Annotated in this window: 1 protein-coding gene and 1 pseudogene; both read left to right on the top strand. The window is 76.1% G+C overall.

All coding sequences use genetic code 11. The features are described 5' to 3' along the window. A pseudogene (locus tag HMPREF3099_RS13115) lies at nt 1-571 on the top strand (ABC transporter); the annotation flags it as partial. A 107-nt stretch (nt 572-678) separates the two neighbouring features. Beyond that, the coding region (locus tag HMPREF3099_RS10300; protein WP_070705883.1) for a single-stranded DNA-binding protein at nt 679-1,198 on the top strand (520 nt) is incomplete at its 3' end.

The raw sequence follows: 1,198 nt of genomic DNA, 5'->3' as shown, positions 1-1,198 counted from the left end.
CCGGTCGTCCATCCCGCGGGCCTCGCGCACCGCCACCTCGGCGGTGGACCTGGCCTGCCGCGAGGTGGGCGACGCCGCCTCGGTGGGCCTGCCGCGCCGTTGGGCCGAGGCCGTGATGGACGCCGCCGTGCCCCCGGCCGACCGGCTCTCCGACGAGCTCGACGCCGCCGTGCGCCGCACCGGGGTGCAGCAGCGCTCCAGCTGGTGGTGGCCGCTGGTGGGCGTGCTGCAGTGGCTGCTCCTCCTGGTCGCCGTGGTGGGCCTGGTCTGGCTGGCCGCGTTGAGCCTGGGCGAGGGCTTCCTCCACATCCCGCTGGGGGACCCGCCGATGTGGCGCTGGCTGCCGGTGCCCGTGTGGCTGCTCGGGGGCGGCCTCTCGCTGGGGCTGCTGCTGGGCCTGCTCGCGCGCTTCCTCGCCGGGTTCGGGGCGCGGGCACGGCGCCGGCAGGTCTCCCGCGAGCTCGAAACCGCCCTGGGCGAGGTGGCTCAGCAGCGCGTGCTCGACCCGGTCCAGGAGGTGCTCGACCGGCACCGCCGCACCCGCGAGCTGCTGGGGTCGGCCCTGGCCTGACGCCACTCGTCCACAGGGCCCCGCGCCGTGCGCCACGCACGGGGCGGGGCCCTTGCCACGGTGGGCGCACCGCCAGCCACCCCGGCTGGCCGACACCGGGAGAGACCATGAGCGAGACCTACCTGACCGTGACCGGCAACGTGGCCAGCCAGCCGGTGCTGAGGCAGGGGCGCAGCGGTACGCCCTTCCTCACCTTCCGCCTGGCCCAGAACGTCAACCGGGTGGACCGTTCCACCGGCGCGGTGGAGACCGTGGCCACCAACTGGATGACGGTGTGCGCCTTCCGCCAGCAGGCCGTCAACCTGTTCCGCTCCCTGGCCAAGGGGCAGCCCGTCATCGTGCACGGGCGGCTGCGCATCCAGGACTGGAGTACCGACGAGCGCTCGGGCACCACCGTGGAGCTCGAGGCGACCGCGGTGGGCCACGACCTGGCCCGCGGTCAGGCCTGCTTCGTGAAGGTGGCCAGCCCGCCGATGCCGCGGGCCGGGGACACCCAGGAGGAGCGGCGGGCGCTGCGCACGGCGGCCGTCACGGCCACCAGCGAGCTGCCCGAGGCCTCGCTGCCGGTGTTCGTGCCGCCGGAGCCGGGGGAGGCCCCGCAGGAGGGGGCCGCGCCGACCGCGGATC

The sequence above is a fragment of the Kytococcus sp. HMSC28H12 genome (genome assembly GCF_001816045.1).
In the GTDB taxonomy this organism is placed as follows: Bacteria; Actinomycetota; Actinomycetes; order Actinomycetales; family Dermatophilaceae; genus Kytococcus; species Kytococcus schroeteri.
This window is presented reverse-complemented; position numbering and strand designations above follow the sequence as displayed.